Here is a 13,131-nt window from a genome sequence, read left to right as displayed (position 1 = left end):
GGGGCGCACCGTCTGGGCGTCGGGGACGGCCTTGGGCGGCTGCTGTGCGGCGGCCTCGTCGACGAGGTTCTCGTCCTTCTTCTGGTTCTTGTCGTCCTGGCGCGTCGGCGGCGTCAGCGCGTCCCAGTTGTCGATCTTCGTCGGCTTGTCCTCGAGGTCCCAGACCCCGCCGTTGTCGAGGTCGTTGAGGACCACGAGGCCGCGGTTGACCCGCAGCGCCACGCCGTCGCGGGTCGGCTGCTCGCCGTCGGCGGGCAGCGTGGCCGTCTGCTCGTCGCCGGTGCGCCCGCAGTTGGCCCCGTAGAAGACGCGACCCTCCTCCGCCCACGCCGCGTGGACGCAGCCGCCGAGGACGACCGGGCGGCTGAGCAGCGTGGCCCCGGGGACGCGGTTCACCCGCTCGCCGACGACGACGCCGCCCGGCGAGAGGCCACCGTCGAGCGGCACCTGCGTCGCCCGGGCCGAGGACTCGACGACGACCGTGTCGGCGTCCGGGCCCGGCACCTGCAGCGCCGCCGACCGGGCCCCGTCCGTCGTCACCTGCGCGTCGACGCCGTCCCGCTCGTCGGCGGTGAAGACCCGGTCCGACGCCGGGTCGTACGCGACCCAGCGGGGGCCCACGGCCGTGACGTCCGGCGACGGGGACCGCAGGGCGGTCGGCGTGACGACGGGGCGCGAGAAGCCCCCGGCGGCCGTGGGCGCGAGGGTCGTGACCTTGCCGTCGGCGCCGGAGACGACGTGGATCGCGCCGTCGAGCCCCACGGCGAGCGCCGCCTGGCGCCCGACCGTCGCGAGCGGCTTGGCGCCGGCCGCCACGCCGGGGAACTCCGTCGTGCCGCTGCGAGGGTCGACCCGCTGGCCCCAGACCTTGCCGCTCGCGGGGTCCAGGAGCGCGAGGGTGCCGCCGCGCAGGTCGACCGGGCTCGGGCGGAAGCCCTTCGCCGTGCCGCGACCCGGGCCGGGCACGACGGCGACCGGGTCGCCGGCCGTGGAGGCGGCCACGTCGAGGGCGGAGAGCTCGCCGGTGCCGGTGTCGAGGCCGAGGACGACGGCACCGTCCTGGAGGAGGTCGAGCCCGGCGCCGGGCGCCGCGTCGGTGGCGATGCCGGTGTCGAGCTGGCCGATCGGCACGTTGGCCTTCGCGTACTTCGCCTGGGCTCCGGAGCTGACCCAGACACCGGCGTCGTTGAGGTCGGCCTCGTGGACCGTGGTGCCGTCGCTCGCGACCGCGGCGTACCCGAGGCCGGAGGCGACGAGGACGACGGCGAGCAGGCTCGCGAGGCGGCGGCGGGTCTGCCGGCTCCGCGCGCGTGCGCCACCGCCACGTGCCACTGCTGCCTCCCTCGTGCGCTCCCCCGGTGCCCACGGCCTCCGGGCCGTCGCGACGTCGCCACACTGTAACCGCGCGGGCACGCCGTCGGGCCCGGACCCGGAGGGGAGCACTCCCCGCGCGCCTCGACGGACCTGTCGGTGCCCCGACCTACCGTTCGGGGCATGACGATGGTCCAGGGCACGTTCGACGACCTGGGCACCCCGCTGTCGTCCGTCGACTTCGTCGTCGTCGACCTCGAGACCACGGGCGGCAGCCCGGCCGAGTGCGGCATCACCGAGATCGGCGCCGTGCGCGTGCGCGGCGGTGTCGTCGTCGGCGAGTTCCAGACGCTCGTCAACCCCGGCGAGCCGATCCCGGCGTTCATCTCGGTCCTCACCGGCATCACCGACGCGATGGTCGCGGGCTCGCCGCGCATCGAGACCGTGCTCCCGCAGTTCCTCGAGTTCGCGGCCGGGTCGGTGCTCGTCGCCCACAACGCCCGCTTCGACGTGTCGTTCCTCAAGGCCGCGGCGCTGCGCTGCGACCGGGAGTGGCCGTCGTTCGCCGTCCTCGACACCGTGCACCTCGCCCGCCAGCTCGTCCCCCGCGACGAGGTCCGCAACCACCGCCTCGGCACGCTCGCGGCGCACTTCGGCGCCACGACCACGCCCGACCACCGGGCGCTCCACGACGCGCGCGCGACCGTCGACGTCCTCCACGCGCTGATCGGGCGGGTCGGCAGCCTGGGCGTGCACTCCCTCGAGGAGCTCCTCGACTACACCGCCCGCGTCTCCCCGGCGCGGCGCCGCAAGCGCCACCTCGCCGACGGCCTCCCGGACGCCCCCGGGGTCTACCTCTTCAAGGACGGCGACGACCGCGTCCTCTACGTCGGCACGTCGGTCTCCATCCGCACCCGCGTCCGCTCCTACTTCACCGCGTCCGAGCACCGTCGCCGGATGGGCGAGATGGTCCGCCTCGCGGAGTCCGTCTCGCCCGTGGTCTGTGCGACGACGCTCGAGGCGGAGGTCCGCGAGCTGCGGCTCATCGCCCAGCACAAGCCGCGCTACAACCGCCGCTCGCGCCATCCCGAGAAGGCGCTGTGGGTCAAGCTGACCGTCGAGCCGTTCCCGCGCCTGTCGATCGTGCGCGCCGTCGCCGCCGACGGCGCCCGCTACGCCGGGCCGTTCGGCTCTCGGCAGGCGGCGGAGGCCGCCGTGTCGGCGGTCCACGAGGTCCTCCCGCTGCGCCAGTGCGTCGAGCGCCTCTCCCCCAGCCGCCCGCGCACCGCCTGCGCCCTCGCCGAGATGGGCCGCTGCGGGGCGCCCTGCACCGGTGCGCAGGGTGTCGACGAGTACGCCGAGGTCGTCGCCGAGGCCGCCGCGCTCCTCGACGGGCACGCCCGCGGTCTGCTCACCGCGCTCCAGGAGCGGATGGCCGCCCTCTCGGGTGCGGAACGCTTCGAGGACGCGCAGGTCGTCCGCGACCGCCTCGTCGCCCTCGTGCGCGGGACGACCCGCAGCCAGCGGCTGCACCCGCTCGCCCGCATCCCCGAGCTCGTCGCCGCCCGGCGCTCGGTCACCGGCGGCTGGGAGGTCGTCTGCGTCCGCTACGGGCGGCTCGCCGGGAGCACCACCTCGCCGCGGGGCGCCGACCCGATGCCCTACATCGGGGCGCTGCGCGCGAGCGCCGAGGTCGTCGCGGCGCCCGTCGCCCCGGCCACCGCGGCGACCGCCGAGGAGAGCGAGAAGGTCCTGCGCTGGCTCGAGGCGCCCGGGGTGCGCGTCGTCGACGTCGACGGCGACTGGACCTGCCCGGTCGGCGGCGCCGCGGCCGTGCGCGAGCAGCTCGAGCCGCTCGAGACCTCGCGCCGCCGCACCGCCGGCTTCGCCGGCGTCTCCTGACCCGGGTCCAGGCAGCTCGGGGCGATGCGGACGCGTCCCGTCCGCCGGGCGGCGGCGTGTCTCCCGAGCGGCCGGACGGGCGCACGACCCTCGCCTTCCAGCGCATCGACGACTGGGTGGCCCCCACCTGGCCGGGCGGCGCCCACCCGCAGCAGTTCCACCTCGACCTCTCGGTGCAGGACATCGACGCCGCCGAGCCGGCCGTGCTCGCGGCCGGTGCGAGCGTGCACGCCGAGCAGCCCTCCTCCGACGGCGGGTTCCGCGTCTACCTCGACCCGGCCGGCCATCCCTTCTGCCTCGTGCGCGGCTGACGCGACGGCCTCCCCGTTCTGCTGGGCGTAGCGTCGGCCCCGTGAGCGACCTGAACCTCGTCGACGTCCCCGTGCCCGGCGGTTCCGCCGAGGCCCACCTCTCCCTCCCGCCCGCCGGCCACGGCCCCGGCGTCCTGTTCGTCATGGACGCGATCGGCCTGCGCCCGCAGATCGCCGCGATGTGCGAGCGCATCGCCTCGTGGGGCTACACCGTCCTCGCGCCCAACGTCTTCCACCGCGAGGGCAGCGTCGCCGAGCTGATGCCGACCGGCGACCTGCGCACCCCCGAGGGCCGCGACGCGTTCATGCAGCTCGCGATGCCGCGCGTCGGGCACCTCACGAGCGACCTCTCGCGGCCCGACGTCGCCGCCTACCTCGAGCACCTGCGCGGGCTCGACGCCACCGACGACGGCCCGGTCGGCGTCACCGGCTACTGCATGGGCGTGCGCATCGCCCTGCGCGCGGCCGGCGACCACCCCGACGTCGTCGCGGCCTGCGGCGGCTTCCACGGCGGCGGGCTGGTGACGGACGAGCCGGACAGCCCGCACCTCTCGCTCGCGACCACCCGGGCCGAGCTCGTCCTCGGCCACGCCGACCACGACCGCTCGATGCCGCCCGAGGCCGTCGAGACGCTCGGCACGGCGGCCGCCGAGGCGGGCCTGACGGTGAGGAACGAGGTGTACCCGGACGCACCCCACGGCTACTCGATGGCCGACACCTCGATGTACCAGGAGGCGGGCGCCGAGCGGCACTTCGCCGAGCTGCGCGGGCTGCTCGACCGGACCCTGCGGCCCTGACGGCCGCTGGCTAGGCTGACCGCGTGATCACCGCCATCGTCCTCATCACCGCCGACGTCGACCGCATCCCCGAGGTCGCCCAGGAGATCGCCGACATCGACGGCGTCACCGAGGTCTACTCGGTCGCCGGCGACGCCGACCTCGTCGCGATGGTCCGCGTCCGCCAGCACGAGGCCCTCGCCGACGTCATCGCGGACCGGCTCAACAAGGTCACGGGCGTCACCGGCACGAACACGCACATCGCGTTCCGCACCTACTCCTCGCACGACCTCGAGTCGGCGTTCAGCCTCGGACTCGAGGACTGAGGGCGAGGACGCGCGCTCAGGCCCCGGCGATCTCGCGGGTCGTCGCGACCCAGCGCTCGAGCAGGCCCGCCGCGGCGCCCGAGTCGAGCGCCTGCTGGGCCCGGCGCACGCCGGTGGCCAGGGCGGCGGTCAGCGACTCCCGCGTCGGCTCGCCGTCCAGCCCGGCCGCGACGGCCAGGGCCATCCCGGCGTTGAGGACGACCGCGTCGCGCGGGGCGCCCGCCTCGCCGGCGAAGACCCGTCGGGCGACGTCGGCGTTGAAGGCGGGGTCCCCGCCGCGCAGCGCCTCGACCGGCGCGCTCGACACGCCGACGTCGGTCGGGTCGACGACGAGCTCGGTCACGACGCCGTCGCGCACCCACCAGACGGTCGAGGTCGTCGCGAGGGTCAGCTCGTCGAGGCCGTCGTCGCCGCGGAACACGGCGGCCGCCCGGCCCCGCCCGGCGAACACACCGGCGATGAGCGGGGCGATGCGGGCGTCCGCGACCCCGACGGCGGCGTAGGTCGGCTGCCCGGGGTTGGTCAGCGGGCCGAGCGCGTTGAAGGCGGTGCCCACGCCGAGCCCGGAGCGGGCCTGGGCGGCGTGCCGCATCGAGGGATGGAAGGCCGCGGCGAAGCAGAAGGTGATGCCGGCCCGGACCGCGACCTCGGCGACCCGCGACGGCGGCAGCGACAGGTCGACCCCGAGCGCCTCGAGGACGTCGGCGGACCCGGACGACGACGACGCCGCCCGGTTGCCGTGCTTGACGACGCGCAGGCCGGTCGAGGCGACGACGACCGAGGCCATCGTCGAGATGTTGACCGAGTGCATCCGGTCGCCGCCGGTGCCGACGATGTCGACGCTCTCGCCGGGCACCTCGATGCGGTTCGCGTGCTCGAGCATCATGTCGGCGAGCCCGCGCAGCTCGTCGACGGTCTCGCCCTTGGCCCGCAGCGCGACGAGGAAGCCGGCGAGCTGCACCGGCGAGGCCTCGCCGGACATCACGCGGTCCATCGCCCAGCGGGCGGCGTCCGTCGACAGGTCCTCGCCGCGCAGCAGCGCGGCGAGGAGGTCCGGCCAGGTCAGCGCACCGGACGGCGAGGCGGTCACGCCGCTCAGCCGACGGTGGCCCGGCCGCGGGCGAGGCCGGCGACGGCCTCGGCGACCGCGATCGGGTCGAGGGGGTGCGGGACGGCGTCGTCCGCGAGCGACCAACCGGCCAGCCACGCGTCCTGGGGGCGGCCGGTGAGCACGAGGATCGGCGGGCAGCGGAAGATCTCGTTCTTCAGCTGACGGCACAGCCCGAGCCCGCCGACCGGGGCGGCCTCGCCGTCGAGCACGACGACGTCGAACCCGCCGGCGTCCATCGCCTCGATGACCGCCTCGGCCGTGGCGCACTCCTGCCACGACGCGACCTCGACGTCGCGCGCGGGGCGACGACCCGCGGCGGCGCGCACGGCGTCACGGGTCGTGATGTCGTCGCTGTAGAGGAGGACGCGCACGCGGTGGATGCCGTCGGCGCTCGAGGTGGACGGGCCCGCGGGGGCGTGCGCATCGGTCATGACGTGCATCGTAGCGAGGACGTCCCGGGGCGCCGGACCCGACCGCTCGGCGGGAACACACCACCGGTGCAGGGCGTTGTCGAGCCTTTCGGGGGGTCGCCTCGTCACACCCCCTCCGGTGTCGGCATAATGCGTCCGTGGCGACTTCTGCAGCAGCTTCCGTCAAGAACGCGGGACCGGTCCCGTCCATCCCCGGCTCCGGCCCCGCGACGCGGCCGAACATGGTGGCCGTCGGGACGATGGTCTGGCTCTCCAGCGAGCTCATGTTCTTCGCGGCGCTCTTCGCGTTCTACTTCACGCTGCGGGGGCACCTCCCCGAGATGTGGGCGGAGGAGAGCGCGATCCTCAACGTGCCGTTCGCCACGGCCAACACGATCATCCTCGTCGTCTCCTCCGTGTGGTGCCAGCTCGGTGTCCTCCAGGCCGAGCGCGGCGTCGTCGCCCGGCCGGCCGGCACCCGCCTGACCAAGGTCAGCGCCTGGGGCATGCGCGAGTGGTACGTCGTCACCTACGTCTTCGGCGCCATCTTTATCGCCGGGCAGGTGCTCGAGTACGCCACGCTCGTCACCGAGGGCGTCACCCTCTCGTCCGACTCCTACGGCTCGATCTTCTACCTCGCGACCGGCTTCCACGGCATGCACGTCACGGGCGGTCTCATCGCCTTCCTCCTCATTATCGGCCGCACCTTCACGACCCGCCGCTACACGCACGCGCAGGCCACCGGCGCCGTCGTCACGTCCTACTACTGGCACTTCGTCGACGTGGTCTGGATCGCCCTGTTCCTCATGATCTACGTCCTGAAGTAAGTTCTCCCGCACGCCGACTCGACACGTAACGCAGCAGACGACAGGAACCCCTCCGTGAACGCACTGGCAGCCCGCCGCCGGCACCCCGCAGCGATCGCCGTCCTCCTCATGATCGGCCTGTTCCTCACGGGGGCCGTCTACGCGGCGGTGGCCCCAGAGCCCGCCGACGCCACGACGCAGGCCCTCCCGGCCCAGTCGGTCGCCGAGGGCAAGGCGCTCTTCCGGGCCAACTGCGCCTCGTGCCACGGCCTCAACGCCGAGGGCCGCCAGACCGGCACCGGCGACCAGATCGCCGGCCCGCCGCTCGCGGGGGTCGGCGCCGCCGCCGTCGACTTCCAGGTCGGGACCGGCCGCATGCCGATGACCCAGCCCGGCGTGCAGGCCATGCGCTCCGACGACGTGAAGTTCACCGACGAGCAGATCGCCGCGATGGGCGCCTACATCGCCTCCCTCGCCCCGGGCCCGTCGGTCCCCTCCGACGAGGCCGTCGACCCCACCAAGGGCGACGCCGCCGTCGGTGGCGAGCTGTTCCGCGTCAACTGCGCCATGTGCCACAACTTCGCCGGCTCCGGCGGCGCCCTGACCCGCGGCAAGTACGCGCCCTCGCTGCGGGACGTCACCGGCAAGCACATCTACGAGGCGATGGCCACCGGCCCGCAGAGCATGCCGGTCTTCAACGACTCCAACATCACCCCCGAGAACAAGCGCGACGTCATCGCCTTCCTCGACACCCTCGACCAGGAGCCGAGCCCGGGCGGTCTGACCCTCGGCTCGCTCGGCCCGGTCACCGAGGGCCTCTTCGCCTGGGTCTTCGGTCTCGGCATCCTCGTGGGCTGCGCCGTCTGGCTCGGCTCCAAGGCCGCCTGACCCCCACCACGTTCCCTTCCGTCGACGACAGATCGGTACCCCGATGAACGAGCAGGACCCCCACACCCCCGGCACCGAGGTGACCCCGGCCGGGTCCCACGGTGAGGCCGTGCGCCTCGACGAGGGCCACGTCGTCGGGACCGGCGGCCTCCCGGACCGCTTCACCAACCCCGGGCTCCCCCACCACGTGCCGCGGATGGCGGACCTCGACGAGTCCGCCGCCAAGCGCGCCGAGAAGCAGGTCGCGGCCCTCTTCGGCGTCTCGATCATCGCCACGCTGCTCTTCATCGTCCTGTACTTCGCGCTCGACGTGGACCAGACGGTGTTCATCCCGGGCATCGGCACGACGAGCGCCACGAACGCCGGCCTCGGCGTCACCCTGGCCTTCTCGCTGCTCGGCATCGGCCTCGGCGCCGTGCACTGGGCCAAGACCCTCATGCCCGACGAGGAGGTCGTCGAGGAGCGCCACCCGCTGCGCGCCGCCGACGCCGACCGCGACGAGGTCGTCCGGGTGATCACCGAGGAGGGCGGCAAGTCGCAGATCGGCCGCCGCCCGCTGCTCAAGATGACGATGGGTGGCGCGCTCGGCCTCTTCGCCGTGCCGCTCGTGCTGCAGGTCGGTGGCTCGCTCGGCGAGATGCCGCAGAAGAGCCTCTCGCTCACCTGGTGGAACGGTGGCCCCAGCGGCCCCGGCGAGGAGCCGACCTTCAAGCCGCTGCGGCTCATGAAGGACCCCGAGAACCAGCCGATCAAGGCCTCCGACGTGACGATCGGGTCGGTCTACCACGTCATGCCGCAGGGCCTCCTGCCCGACCCGGAGACCAACGAGGGCGGCGCCGAGCACCTGCTCGAGGAGAAGGCCAAGGCCGCCGTGCTCCTCATGCGCCTGGACCCCGCGCAGATCCAGTCGCAGAAGGAGCTCGACTGGGGCTACGAGGGCATCGTCGCGTACTCCAAGATCTGCACCCACGTCGGCTGCCCGGTCGGCCTCTACGAGCAGCAGACGCACCACCTGCTCTGCCCGTGCCACCAGTCGACCTTCGACGTGACCCAGGACTGCAAGGTCATCTTCGGTCCGGCGAAGCGTCCGCTGCCACAATTGAAGATCACCGTCGACGACGAGGGCTACCTCGTCTCCGCACAGCCGTTCCGCGAAGCGGTCGGCCCGAGCTTCTGGGAGCGTGGCTGACATGTCCACGACCGCGAACCAGCGTCCGGCGGACGCCCTGCGCACCGGTGACGGCCCGCGCCACGTGGCCCCGTCGGCCGGCGCGAAGAAGATCGGCGGGCTCGCCGGCTGGGTCGACGACCGCACGGGCGCCGCCAAGCCCGTCGGCTACCTCATGAAGAAGGTCTTCCCCGACCACTGGTCCTTCATGCTCGGCGAGATCGCCATGTACTCGATGATCATCTGCCTGATCACCGGTGCCTTCCTCACGTTCTGGTTCGTCCCGAGCGCCGGCCACACCGTCTACGACGGCTCCTACGTGCCGCTGCGCGGGGTCGAGATGTCGGAGGCCTACGCCTCGACGCTGCACATCTCGTTCGACATCAAGGGCGGCCTCATCATCCGCCAGATCCACCACTGGGCCGCGCTGATGTTCGTCGTCGCCCTCGTGGTCCACATGTTCCGGGTGTTCTTCACCGGGGCGTTCCGCAAGCCCCGCGAGATCAACTGGGTCATCGGCTCGGTCCTCGCCCTCCTCGCGATCGTCGAGGGCTTCGCCGGCTACTCCCTCCCGGACGACCTGCTCTCGGGCACCGGCATCCGCGCGATGGCGGGCTTCGTCCAGACGGCGCCGGTCATCGGCTCCTACCTGGTCTACGGCATCTTCGGCGGGCCGTTCCCCGGCGAGATGATCATCCCGCGCCTGTACTCGGCGCACGTGCTGCTCATCCCGGCCATCCTCATCGGCCTGTTCACGGCGCACATCGCGCTCGTGGCGCTGCAGAAGCACACCCAGTTCCCCGGCCCGGGCCGGACCAACGACAACGTCGTCGGCTACCCGGTCATGCCGGTCTACGCGGCCAAGGCCGGTGGCTTCTTCTTCATCGTCTTCGGCGTCCTGGCCCTCATCGCCGCGCTCGTCCAGATCAACCCGGTGTGGGCCTACGGCCCCTACGACCCCTCGCCGGTGACGGCCGGGTCGCAGCCGGACTGGTACATGGGCTTCGCCGACGGCGCGCTGCGCCTGCTGCCCGGCTGGCTCGAGTTCACCGTCTTCGGCTTCACCGTGTCGATGAACATCTTCCCCGGCGCGCTGATCCTGCTGCCGCTCGTCTACGTGATCCTCGGTGCGTACCCGTTCGTCGAGCGCTGGGTCACGGGTGACGAGCGCGAGCACCACCTGCTCGAGCGCCCGCGCAACGCCCCGGTCCGTACCGGCATCGGCATGGCGGGCATCACGGCGTACACCGTGCTGCTCTTCGCCTCCGGCAACGACATCATGGCGATCAAGCTCGGCATGTCGATCAACGACCTCACGTGGTTCTTCCGCGTCGGCTTCTTCGTCCTGCCGGTCGTCGTGTTCTGGGTGACCAAGCGCGTCTGCCTCTCGCTCCAGCGCCGCGACCGCGACACGGTCCTGCACGGCCGCGAGTCCGGCACGATCATCCGCACGCCCGACGGCCGCTTCTTCGAGCGTCACGAGGCCGGGCTGCCCGAGGACCAGTGGGTCCTCGTCCAGCACGAGGCCGTCGCGCCGCTCGAGCTCGAGCCCGAGGTCGACGAGCACGGCGTCGCCCGCCCGGCCGCCCGCAAGGACCGGATGCGCGCCCGCCTGTCGCGCTTCTACTTCGCCGACGCGGTCAACCCCGTCACCCCGGCGGAGCTCGCGGCCGCGCACCACCACGGCCACGAGACCGAGGCCCTCGAGGGCTCGCAGGCCGCCGGCGAGATCGAGTCCGCCGAGCCGGCCGGCCGCCACTGAGGCACCCCGCCCGACCGACCGAGGCCGCACCCGCCCAGCGGGTGCGGCCTCGTCGCGTCCCGGGCCGTGTCGCACCGGCGCGCGCCTAGGCTGGAGCGCGTGAGCACCCCGGCGCCCCTCCCCCTGCCCCGCACCCGGCCCGAGGACGCGGGGGTGCCTCCCGCGGCGCTCGAGGCGCTCCTGGAGCGGTGGGAGCGCGTCGGTGTCGAGGCGCACGGGCTCGTCGTCCTGCGGCACGGCGAGGTCCTCGCCGAGGCGGACTGGGCGCCCTACACGCGCGACGGCATCCGGCTCGTGTACTCGGTGAGCAAGACCTTCACGGCGTGCGCCGTCGGGTTCGCCGTCTCCGACGGGCTGCTGCGCCTCGAGGACCGCCTCGTCGACCTCTTCCCCGAGGCCGCGGACGCCGCCGACCCCCGGGCCCGCACCCTGACGCTGCACCACGTCCTCTCGATGTCGACCGGCCACCACTCGGACACCCTCACGTGGCGCGGCCTTGACGTCGCCGACTTCCCCGCGCAGTTCCTCGCGACCGAGCCGGACGAGGAGCCGGGCTCCTGGTTCGTCTACCACAACGGCGCCACGCTCATGGCGGCCCTGGCGGTCCAGCGGGCCACCGGGCAGCGCCTGCTCGACCACCTGCGCCCCCGCCTGCTCGACCCGCTCGGCATCGACGACGCCGCCTGGCAGGGCACGGACGGCCTCGACCTCGGCTATTCCGGCCTGCACGTGACGACCGAGGCGCTCGCCCGCCTCGGCGAGCTCCTGCGCGCCGACGGGGTCTGGCAGGGCCGTCGCGTGCTCCCCGAGGGATGGGCCGCGCGGATGACCTCGGTCCACGTCGACACCGCCCCGCACCCCGAGACGGTCGACTGGCAGCAGGGCTACGGCTACCAGGTCTGGCGCTGCCGGCACGACGCGTTCCGCGCGGACGGCGCGTGGGGGCAGTTCTCGCTCGTCCACCCGCCCAGCGGGCTGGTCCTGGCCGTCACCTCCCTCGCGACCGACACCCAGGCGCTGCTCGACGCGGTCTGGGAGGAGCTGCTGCCCGCGCTCTCCCCCGCGCCGCTCCCCCGCGACGACGAGGCGCACGCACGCCTGCTGGAGCGTCTCTCCGGCGCCCACCTGCCGCCGGTCACCTCCGACGACTCACGACTCCCCGAAGCCGCTCACGCGCCCGTGACGGCCCACCACGAGCCCGACGAGGACCACCCCTCGCTCCGGTCGCTCTCGGTCCGGGCCACCGGCGACGCGCACGCACCGTGGCAGCTGATGGTCGACGACGGCGACGTGCTCGTCCTGCCGGCCGGTGACGGCGCGTGGGTCGGGGACGGCCCGTGGTCCGCGTCGGCCGGCTGGACCGCCCCGGGTGTCTTCGAGGCGGTCGTCGTCGCCCGCGAGACCCCGCACGTCCTGCGCCTGCGGGCACAGGACGGCGTCCTCACCGCGGCGTGGAACGGACGCCCGCTCGGATGGCCGGCCCTCGTCGCCCTCCAGGCGCCCCGTGGCTGAGCCGTGGACGCGCTGACGCCCGAGCACTTCGACGCCATCGTCGAGGACGCGCTCGACGAGGTGCCCGAGGAGCTGATGGCGATGCTCGACAACGTCGTCTTCCTCGTCGAGGACGAGCCGCCCGCCGACGACCCCGAGCTGCTCGGCGTCTACGACGGCGTCCCGCTGACCGAGCGGGGCGACGGCTGGGGGGCCGGGGCGCTCCCGGACCGCATCGTCCTCTTCCGCGGCCCCCTGACCCGGATGTGCGAGGACCTCGACGAGCTGACCGACGAGATCGCCGTCACCGTGGTCCACGAGATCGCCCACCACTTCGGGATCGACGACGCCGCGCTCCACGACCTCGGCTGGGGCTGAGACCACGCACGCCCGGTCGGACGACGACGAGGGCCGCCCGGGATCTCCCGGGCGGCCCTCGTCGTGGGTCACGTGCTCAGAGGGCGTTGGGGCCCTTCCAGTACTCGAAGGTCCAGCCGACGAGCGCGGGGATCGCGAAGAACGCCCCGATGATGAACAGCCACCAGCCGACCGCGAGTCCGAGGAAGCAGACCGCCGCGGCCCCCGCGAGGAAGAGCGGCTGCCAGCTGTGCGGGCTGAAGAAGCCGTACTCGCCCTGGATCTCGTCGATCTCGCCCAGCGGGTCGTCCGCCGGGTCGCGGTCCAGGCGCCGCCGGGTCATCCAGAGGTACCACGCGATCATCATCCCGAGCAGGCCGCCGAGGATGAGGCCGATCGTGCCGACCCACTCCGTGCCGATGACCGTCGAGGACGTCCACGTGCCGTAGATGGCCGCCATGACGAACGCGAACACGCCGATGAGCATGCCGATCCGTTCCATCGCCCGCATG

Annotated in this window: 13 protein-coding genes and 1 pseudogene; 10 read left to right on the top strand and 4 right to left on the bottom strand. The window is 73.6% G+C overall.

The genetic code is table 11. The features are described from left to right. Positions 1-1,332 (bottom strand): annotated as a pseudogene (locus IG69_RS0111130) (Ig-like domain-containing protein); the annotation flags it as partial. Positions 1,333-1,494: 162 nt separating this feature from the next. Here IG69_RS0111130 and IG69_RS0111125 point away from each other — a divergent pair. Genes IG69_RS0111125 through IG69_RS0111110 form a run of 4 tightly spaced genes read left to right on the top strand, consistent with a single transcriptional unit; the run spans position 1,495 to position 4,626 of the window. Further along, positions 1,495-3,213 (top strand): DEDD exonuclease domain-containing protein, encoded by a 1,719-nt coding sequence (locus tag IG69_RS0111125; RefSeq protein WP_030528239.1) that lies wholly within the window; start codon positions 1,495-1,497, stop codon positions 3,211-3,213. Positions 3,214-3,269: 56 nt separating this feature from the next. Then, positions 3,270-3,524 carry a VOC family protein gene (locus tag IG69_RS22965; protein ID WP_245616123.1) on the top strand — a complete coding sequence of 85 codons (255 nt, stop codon included), beginning with the start codon at positions 3,270-3,272 and terminating at the stop codon, positions 3,522-3,524. 41 nt (positions 3,525-3,565) lie between these two features. Continuing rightward, positions 3,566-4,321: a dienelactone hydrolase family protein gene (locus IG69_RS0111115; RefSeq protein WP_051750437.1), complete on the top strand. Its 756-nt coding sequence runs from the start codon at positions 3,566-3,568 to the stop codon at positions 4,319-4,321. 23 nt (positions 4,322-4,344) lie between these two features. Continuing rightward, positions 4,345-4,626, top strand: coding sequence for an Lrp/AsnC family transcriptional regulator (locus tag IG69_RS0111110; protein WP_030528237.1), 282 nt, complete (start codon positions 4,345-4,347; stop codon positions 4,624-4,626). A gap of 16 nt (positions 4,627-4,642) precedes the next feature. Here IG69_RS0111110 and trpD read toward each other — a convergent pair whose 3' ends face one another. Continuing rightward, positions 4,643-5,716 carry an anthranilate phosphoribosyltransferase gene (trpD, locus tag IG69_RS0111105; protein WP_030528236.1) on the bottom strand — a complete coding sequence of 358 codons (1,074 nt, stop codon included), beginning with the start codon at positions 5,714-5,716 and terminating at the stop codon, positions 4,643-4,645. Between the two features lie 5 nt (positions 5,717-5,721). Beyond that, positions 5,722-6,168 (bottom strand): response regulator transcription factor, encoded by a 447-nt coding sequence (locus IG69_RS0111100; RefSeq protein WP_030528235.1) that lies wholly within the window; start codon positions 6,166-6,168, stop codon positions 5,722-5,724. Positions 6,169-6,305: 137 nt separating this feature from the next. Between IG69_RS0111100 and ctaE the strand changes: the two genes are divergently transcribed. The 6 genes from ctaE to IG69_RS0111065 all read left to right on the top strand — a co-directional run bounded on the left by ctaE (position 6,306) and on the right by IG69_RS0111065 (position 12,640). Then, complete coding sequence (ctaE, locus tag IG69_RS0111095; RefSeq protein ID WP_483823624.1) at positions 6,306-6,974, top strand: aa3-type cytochrome oxidase subunit III; 669 nt, start codon at positions 6,306-6,308, stop codon at positions 6,972-6,974. A 54-nt stretch (positions 6,975-7,028) separates the two neighbouring features. Further along, positions 7,029-7,841, top strand: coding sequence for a cytochrome bc1 complex diheme cytochrome c subunit (gene qcrC, locus IG69_RS0111085; RefSeq protein ID WP_030528233.1), 813 nt, complete (start codon positions 7,029-7,031; stop codon positions 7,839-7,841). A 43-nt stretch (positions 7,842-7,884) separates the two neighbouring features. Then, positions 7,885-9,030, top strand: coding sequence for a cytochrome bc1 complex Rieske iron-sulfur subunit (qcrA, locus tag IG69_RS0111080; RefSeq protein ID WP_030528232.1), 1,146 nt, complete (start codon positions 7,885-7,887; stop codon positions 9,028-9,030). Position 9,031: 1 nt separating this feature from the next. Next, entirely contained in the window at positions 9,032-10,771 is a 1,740-nt protein-coding gene (qcrB, locus tag IG69_RS0111075) for a cytochrome bc1 complex cytochrome b subunit (RefSeq protein WP_030528231.1), read from the top strand. A 99-nt stretch (positions 10,772-10,870) separates the two neighbouring features. Further along, on the top strand, positions 10,871-12,283 hold the full coding sequence (locus IG69_RS0111070) for a serine hydrolase domain-containing protein (protein ID WP_036829698.1): 1,413 nt from the start codon (positions 10,871-10,873) through the stop codon (positions 12,281-12,283). A 3-nt stretch (positions 12,284-12,286) separates the two neighbouring features. Beyond that, positions 12,287-12,640, top strand: a complete 354-nt coding sequence (locus tag IG69_RS0111065; RefSeq protein WP_030528229.1) for a metallopeptidase family protein — start codon at positions 12,287-12,289, stop codon at positions 12,638-12,640. Between the two features lie 76 nt (positions 12,641-12,716). Here IG69_RS0111065 and IG69_RS0111060 read toward each other — a convergent pair whose 3' ends face one another. After that, a complete protein-coding gene (locus tag IG69_RS0111060; protein WP_030528228.1) occupies positions 12,717-13,130 on the bottom strand; it encodes a cytochrome c oxidase subunit 4 in 414 nt (137 codons plus the stop codon). Position 13,131 lies beyond the last annotated feature (1 nt).

Origin of the sequence: Phycicoccus jejuensis (assembly GCF_000720925.1) — a bacterium.
GTDB classification, from domain to species: Bacteria; Actinomycetota; Actinomycetes; order Actinomycetales; family Dermatophilaceae; genus Phycicoccus; species Phycicoccus jejuensis.
Note: the sequence above shows the minus strand (reverse complement) of the source record. Positions and strands in the feature narration are given on the sequence as shown.

Bases quoted from the DNA above. Each gene is read 5' to 3' on its own strand.
- IG69_RS0111125 (WP_030528239.1), top strand. From the start codon at position 1,495: ATGACGATGGTCCAGGGCACGTTCGACGACCTGGGCACCCCGCTGTCG.
- IG69_RS0111100 (WP_030528235.1), bottom strand. From the start codon at position 6,168: ATGACCGATGCGCACGCCCCCGCGGGCCCGTCCACCTCGAGCGCCGAC.
- qcrA (WP_030528232.1), top strand. From the start codon at position 7,885: ATGAACGAGCAGGACCCCCACACCCCCGGCACCGAGGTGACCCCGGCC.
- qcrB (WP_030528231.1), top strand. From the start codon at position 9,032: ATGTCCACGACCGCGAACCAGCGTCCGGCGGACGCCCTGCGCACCGGT.
- IG69_RS0111060 (WP_030528228.1), bottom strand. From the start codon at position 13,130: ATGCGGGCGATGGAACGGATCGGCATGCTCATCGGCGTGTTCGCGTTC.